Here is a 6661-nt window from a genome sequence, read left to right as displayed (position 1 = left end):
ATTGATTCAACAATCGCTAATAATTTTTGCTTACCGCAACTTATTGAGCGGATACAAGCATCAGATATATCGATAGTTATACCTGTCAAGAATAATCAGAAAGGAATTGATTTATTTTTATCTATTTTTTTTAATACACATAGTCCAAAAATATATCCTAAAGAAATTATTATTGTTGATAATAACTCAAGGAATCCAATTGTTATCCATAAACAGTTTCAAATCAACGGGCTTGAAATAATATTGCTTAAATGCTCAAAAATCGGGCCAGCATCTGCACGAAATTTGGGATTACGCTATTCCAAAGGAGATTGGATTTTATTTACAGATAGCGACTGTATTCCTTGTGAATCATGGATTATAGGGTATATTGATTCAATGAATGGCTCAATCAGATATGCAGGAAATGTTAAAGCATGGGGCAGTGATTTTTTATCCAAATATTATGAAACACAAGAAATTTTAGTGCCTTTAACAGTGATTAATAATGAAACAAATATCAGCCCTGAATATTTAATTACTGCTAATGCTCTGATTTGGAAACCTGCTATTGAAAAAATAGGCGGCTTCAATGAAGATATTAATATTGCGGCTGGAGAAGATATAGATTTAGGATGGAGATTGTTAGAATTAGGTAATCTTTCTTATGCTTTTAACTCTGTAGTTTATCATAATTTTGATGATGGTATACTTGGTTTTATTGAAAGGTTTAGGCGATATAGAAAAGGTAATAAAGTTATCAGTGAAATGTACAATATTGACTTAAGTCCTCAAAGATTTAATCCTAATAAACGTAGTTTTATAAATCAGCTTTTGTCTAAATTACAATATATCTGTCTTTTGTGGGGGTACATAACTCATTAAATGGATTAAAAGCAAAATCATAAAACGAATGCCTTCAGTATCAATAGAGCCGAACCAGCTTACTAAAAATGGTCAGCTTGATCAGTGAGCGATCGCTCAAATCTTATCTAGTCCAGATACAGTTACAATATTAAAGATGCGAAAACTGTCCTACAAGTTATTATGCTAATTGAACCACCATTTGAAGAAGACGAAACAACCTATCTTCTGAAATCAGAAACTAACAAAAAACATCTCCTCAAAGCTTTAGAGAATGTAGAAAAAGGTAACTTAATTTTTATTAATTTAGATGACTATGAAAAAATCCTCTTTTAACTACAGACTTATAAAATTGAAGAAAATTGATTATTTTGACTTGTAAATATCATTATTAACAATAAATTTTATTGAGTTGTGAGATTATTTAAATTAAAGCGATCGCACTTTTTTAACTAGAGGATGGGAAGCAAAACAAGAGAGCGATCGCTATTTTTAATAAATTCAATTAACTAACAGCGAAATCTGTATATTTACGTACAGAGGGTAACTGAAAACCTAAAACAATATCCTCTTTTGGCACACCTAATTCAACCAATTAATTAGCAATTCCTACCTCTGTTCCATCTTGCTGAATCCAGATTTTATCGTCAATAATATCTAGATGAAGAACAGGCCCATATATGCGGTCTTGATCACGCCAACCTACATAAACTAATTGATAATGATCGTGTTCTGTATCATAAATTATCTGTGCTTGAATGCGATTATCCCAAACAATACTCGCGTGTTGTTCAAGCAAGTCCTTAATATATTGTCGATATTCGTCTAGCTTTGCCATTGGTCTATCGCCTCCTGTTCAATATTATAAATTAGTAAACATTGATTACTTTGAATGACAGATTGGATAAATGGAAGTATAAAAAACTCATTGTAAACAGTACTAGTAACTGCTAAATATAAGGTGCGATTGGCTTCTTGTTTTTGTAAAGCAATTCGGTAAATGATAAATTGTCCTAATGCAGCATAAAGTTCTGTTATTTTTGATGGACTTAAAAAACTTTTAATTTCAACAGCTATTTTTTGTCCTTGTTTTTCGGCTGCAATAACTTTTTCTGCTCCTAAATCAACATATAGCTCAAGTGTTCCCGCCTGGAGAGTATAAGGATCGTGAGTGATTAACCACCCTTCTTTCTCAAATGCTGTTTTGACAACTGCATGAAAAGCATCTTTAGCAGACACAGGTTTAATTCCAATTTATGGCGGTGCTTGATTTAATAATTTCCATTTCAATAATACATTGACAATCTAGCGATTTTTTTTTTACGAAATAATATAGATTGGCAAAAATAAAGCTAACTCTTGTTCGCATAGCGTCTTTGCAAGCAGAAAGTCGTCATCTCTCAAAAGATACTCATGACAACTTGCAGAAATTCCTTTAGTACAGGTGTCATATCTTCTTCCCGCCACACTACAGCCGTTTCTACTAATGGTGTTTTCTCCTCCACAGTACGATAAACTACACCAGACCTCTGAAGATTTTGCAATGAAGAGGGTGCGATCGCAATCCCCATTCCTGCTGAAACCAATCCGATAATTGTCTGCATCTGAATCGCTTCTTGAGTCACTTTTGGGCTGAAATTTCCTTGCTGGCAAAGACTTACGATTTGGTCGTAAAGTCCGGGGCCCAAATGGCGAGGGAACATGATAAAGTTTTCGTTTACTAGCGATCGCACTGAAATCTTTTCTTGTTCAGCTAAGGGATGAGTTTCTAACATAGCCACAATTAAAGCTTCTCGCTGAATGCACTCTTGATTGAGTGTATTGTCTTCTAACGGTGGATGGGCAAAGCCTACATGGATGCGACGTTCTTGTAGTGCTTGCTCCTGCTGAGTTGTGGTTAATTCCTGCAAAATCAACTCTACTTCTGGAAATTGTTCTCGAAATCGTCGCAAAATTACAGGAAGCAAATCGTAAGTTACCAAACTGGTAAACCCGATTCGCAATTGTCCCTTTTCACCTCTTCCTATTTTTTGGGTTAGCTCAATTGCTTTTTTCAGTTGAGCTAAAAGTTGATAAGCTTCTTGCAAAAATACTTGTCCAGCTTCCGTTAACTGCACCTGTCGTTTGGTTTTACGGTGAAACAGTTCTACCCCCAATTGTGTTTCTAGTTGCTGAATTTGCTGGCTTAAGGGCGGTTGAGCAATGTGCAATCGCTCGGCGGCTCTACTGAAGTGCAGTTCTTCAGCGACAGCAATAAAGTAGCGCAGGTGTCGCAATTCCATTTTTTTGATATTTTATAAGTTTCAATTTTATTTAAATATATATTGGACATCTGAAAAGTAGCTGCTTATGATACTTATACAAATATCGCAGGGAATCAGAGCAATGCAGGAAAAGTATACTCCAGGGTATTCAAGCAATGCGACGAATTTCATGGCAAAACGCAGCTTAGATACTCATGGTGCGTTTTTCAAGCCTTATTTACGTCCAGGGATGAAATTGTTAGATTGTGGTTGCGGGCCTGGGACGATCACTTTGGGTTTAGCAAAAGCGATCGCTCCTGGTACGCTTACAGGTATTGATCGAGAAGTCTCTCAAATTCGCATAGCTCCTGAAAATGCTTTTATTCAAGGTATTAGTAATGCTAATTTTCTGGGGGGAAATATATATGCTCTACCCTTCTGGGATAACTCATTTGATGCAATTTTTTCCCATGCGCTGTTTGAGCATCTCCAAGAACCAGCGCAGGCGTTACGGGAACTGTGGCGAGTTTTGAAACCGGGGGGAATTGTTGGGCTTCGTAGTCCTGACTGGGGCGGGTTTTTGATTGCACCGTCTACACCAGAACTGGAAAAAGCATTTTCTTATTACAAGTGGCTCCAGCAGCAGAATTCTGGTAATCCTGACGTAGGTAGAGAGTTACGCGCCCTGCTGCGCCAAAGTGGGTTTACTAATATCCAAGCTTCGGCTTCTTATCAATGTTCTGAGTCGCTGAGTGAAGCTACAGAATATTTGGCGCTGCGAATTGAGGCTTCTGCAAAGGTGGATGGAGCTATAGAGAAAGGTTGGACTGATGAGCCATCGCTTACAGAAAGGAGCCATGCTTTACGAGAATGGAGTCAGCACCCAGATGGATTTTTTGCTGCTGCTTGGTGTGAAGTTGTGGGATGGAAACGTTAGATTAATAGTAGCTCCAGAACGCAGATTGCTTTTTGAAAAATAGTGATTTTTGCTTCTTTAATAATGAACAAGAGTCATAAAAGAAAATATCATTCACAGCGCCGAACGATCATTTTTCCAGCTCTTCAATGCCCAATACTTCTCTACGAGAGGCTACGCCAACGGCAACGCTCAGTACAAGTACCCCATGCCCCATGCCCTAATTGCATACTTCTATGTGATGAGAAGTATCCACACCAACCCAAACAACTCTCATTAGCAGGTTAAACTAGGCTGGTAACAGCTGCTCCACGTTCCTTATGAGGCTTTTATGGGAGCTAACCTCAAACAGATTGCCAACTATTTAGACAACCTTGGTTGGGACTATCGTTTGGATGATGAAGAAGACCGAATTATAACAGGTGTGGAGGCTGATAACCTAGAAGATTTCCTAATAGTTGTCCAGCTGGATGAAGAAGGAAAATTTTTTCGGGTATTTACCCCTCAAGTTCTGGCAGGAATTCAAGACCATCCCCACAAGGGAGCTATCCTACAGACAATGCTTGCCATTTCCTGGGAAACCAAAATGTTGCAATGGGAGTATGACCCATCCGATGGCGAAATCCGTGCCATTATTGAGTTTCCTTTAGAAGACTCGATTCTCACAGAAAGACAATTTCACCGTTGCTTGAGTGGCTTAATTCAGATTGTGGATGGCATAGCGATACCTCGCCTGAAAGAAGTGATGGTAACAGGTCTTGATCCGGGGAATATAGAACTTGGGGAAAGATTATTACTCAGTATCCAAGAAGAAGCCCCAGGATTGCTAGATTTGCTGGAAAAAGCAATGGAAGCGCGAAAAAAGCGAGGAAGTTTTAAGAGCGAGTGAGCCGGATCATCACTTAAATAGCTATACTCCAAAGTGATACCCTCACTATATACTGAAATTTTCTGGGGCTGGATATTATGACATCCTATGCAACCTCCTCTGCCAAAGCGGAAATGAGTGAACTTCGGCGGTTGAAAAGCTTATTACCGCCAGAATTGCAAAGCTGGGTCACGGTTGAAGGCACAACTGAGGTCAATCCACCCCTGGTCCGTTGCGAAGAAATTGGTAAAGACCAGGTAGAAATTCAAATTGATTTGGTGAAATGGGATGCCCTCGCTATGGATCAGCGTAATCTGCTGTTCTGGCATGAAGTTGCTCGCGTTCAAAATGACACAATTCCTAAAGACGGTTGGGAAATGGCAGCACTAGCCATCGGTTTAGGTGGTGCTGTAGGCGAATTATGGGTACAAGATGGATTGCTACTGGTATTAGCTTTGTCGCTGTGTGGTGTGTCAGGCTGGCGACTGTACCAAAAGAATAGTGGGGAAAAGCAACTAAAAGAATTGCTCAATGCTGATGAAAAAGCGATCGCCTTGGCAACTCGTTTTGGTTATAGCCTCCCCAATGCCTACAAGAGTCTTGGTAGTGCCTTGAAAACCCTGATTGACAATACTCCTAGTAAGCGCCAACGGTCTAAATACGAAGCAAGGCTCTCTGGTCTCAAACGCAGTGCTAATAAAGCAAAAGCTCAATCCAGAACTACAGATGAGGGCGGACTGTAATTAGTTTGAAGTTTGGAGAGACGCGATTAATCGCGTCTGTACAGGAGTTTTGAGTTTGGAGAGACGCGATTAATCGCGTCTGTACAGGAGTTTGGAGTTATAAGTGAACTCCTGACTCCTGACTCTTCAAAGCTGGTTCAGCATTTTATGGGTCTGGGGGATCACACGCACTTGCTTGACAAACCTCTTCATCAAAGCTTGCCACGTCAAAACTTGATCGCTCGAAGGCGCAAGCACAGGGATTGGGGAAAATTCTTCAGATGCTGCCAAAGGCGTAACAGGTTGTAAAAATACTGAGATATCTGGACTCACCTTTGCCACCAGCAAAGCTGAACGTTCTAATTCGGCGGGATCTGTGTTTTGAGACACAATTATCTTGACAAAAACATTTAAATATGAGTCATGACATAATTGGAGAAATTTACTATGTTCTTGCCAATAACTTTCGCCGCTAACACTGGGCAATTTGAAATCCATACCCACAGAGTCTAAGTAGGGGAGAATCATCGCTAGTTGTTCTGGGCGATGTCCGCCAGTTTCTAAGTATATAGGTAGACCAGTTATGGCTCGCACTTCGGGTAGAAACTGCCTTAAAAATTGGGCATGAAGAAGTGGTTCACCCCCAGTTAAGCTAATGCTATCGTGTAGACAAGGTAGATTTTGTCGTTCCACCCATTCCATTAATATTGGTAATGGAACAGGGTTAGAGTGGATTTCAAAGTCGCGCAATCCAGGCGATCGCTCTATCCGACAAGTCGCTGGTGCATTCCAAGTCTGGGCACTATCACAAAAGTGACAGCGCAAATCACACAAAGCAAAACGAATAAAAATCTGACGTGTCCCTACATTCAGTCCTTCTCCTTGAATGGCAGAAAAAACCTCAATCAGGCGTGCAGTAGGTGTAACCGTAGTTTTAGCAATCATTTGATCAGAGCAACGCGATCGCGCTGCGTCGGCACAACAGCAAGGATATTTTTTGGCTTCTTGTTCTATTGTGAATCGTCGCTAGCGATCTCCAATCTCAGCCCCGGTAAATAGCGATTAGTCC

General features: G+C 39.9%; 8 protein-coding genes and 1 pseudogene. 5 read left to right on the top strand and 4 right to left on the bottom strand.

Annotation, left to right across the window (positions count from 1 at the left end):
* Both HWQ38_RS18115 and HWQ38_RS18110 read left to right on the top strand, forming a co-directional pair.
* The coding region (locus HWQ38_RS18115; RefSeq protein WP_292795997.1) for a glycosyltransferase at positions 1-864 on the top strand (864 nt) is incomplete at its 5' end.
* Between the two features lie 162 nt (positions 865-1026).
* Complete coding sequence (locus HWQ38_RS18110) at positions 1027-1179, top strand: hypothetical protein (RefSeq protein WP_292795994.1); 153 nt, start codon at positions 1027-1029, stop codon at positions 1177-1179.
* A 169-nt stretch (positions 1180-1348) separates the two neighbouring features.
* Here the strand turns inward: HWQ38_RS18110 and HWQ38_RS18105 are convergent.
* From HWQ38_RS18105 to HWQ38_RS18095, 3 genes and pseudogenes are all read right to left on the bottom strand, one after another.
* Positions 1349-1681 (bottom strand): annotated as a pseudogene (locus tag HWQ38_RS18105) (XisI protein).
* Positions 1669-2082 carry an element excision factor XisH family protein gene (locus tag HWQ38_RS18100; RefSeq protein ID WP_292795992.1) on the bottom strand — a complete coding sequence of 138 codons (414 nt, stop codon included), beginning with the start codon at positions 2080-2082 and terminating at the stop codon, positions 1669-1671. Before HWQ38_RS18100 ends, HWQ38_RS18105 begins: the two are co-directional and overlap by 13 nt.
* A 161-nt stretch (positions 2083-2243) precedes the next feature.
* Positions 2244-3125, bottom strand: coding sequence for a LysR family transcriptional regulator (locus HWQ38_RS18095; protein ID WP_292795989.1), 882 nt, complete (start codon positions 3123-3125; stop codon positions 2244-2246).
* A 103-nt stretch (positions 3126-3228) separates the two neighbouring features.
* Between HWQ38_RS18095 and HWQ38_RS18090 the strand changes: the two genes are divergently transcribed.
* The 3 genes from HWQ38_RS18090 to HWQ38_RS18080 all read left to right on the top strand — a co-directional run bounded on the left by HWQ38_RS18090 (position 3229) and on the right by HWQ38_RS18080 (position 5613).
* The gene (locus tag HWQ38_RS18090) at positions 3229-4023 is read left to right on the top strand and encodes a methyltransferase domain-containing protein (protein WP_292795986.1); all 795 of its coding nucleotides are present in this window, start codon (positions 3229-3231) and stop codon (positions 4021-4023) included.
* Between the two features lie 310 nt (positions 4024-4333).
* On the top strand, positions 4334-4891 hold the full coding sequence (locus HWQ38_RS18085) for a hypothetical protein (protein ID WP_292795984.1): 558 nt from the start codon (positions 4334-4336) through the stop codon (positions 4889-4891).
* Between the two features lie 77 nt (positions 4892-4968).
* Complete coding sequence (locus HWQ38_RS18080; RefSeq protein WP_292795981.1) at positions 4969-5613, top strand: DUF3318 domain-containing protein; 645 nt, start codon at positions 4969-4971, stop codon at positions 5611-5613.
* 126 nt (positions 5614-5739) lie between these two features.
* Here the strand turns inward: HWQ38_RS18080 and HWQ38_RS18075 are convergent, their stop codons facing one another.
* Entirely contained in the window at positions 5740-6537 is a 798-nt protein-coding gene (locus HWQ38_RS18075) for a 7-carboxy-7-deazaguanine synthase QueE (protein WP_292795979.1), read from the bottom strand.
* Positions 6538-6661: the final 124 nt, after the last annotated feature.

Origin of the sequence: Nostoc sp. NMS7 (assembly GCF_017115085.1) — a bacterium.
Classification (GTDB): Bacteria; Cyanobacteriota; Cyanobacteriia; order Cyanobacteriales; family Nostocaceae; genus Nostoc.
This window is presented reverse-complemented; position numbering and strand designations above follow the sequence as displayed.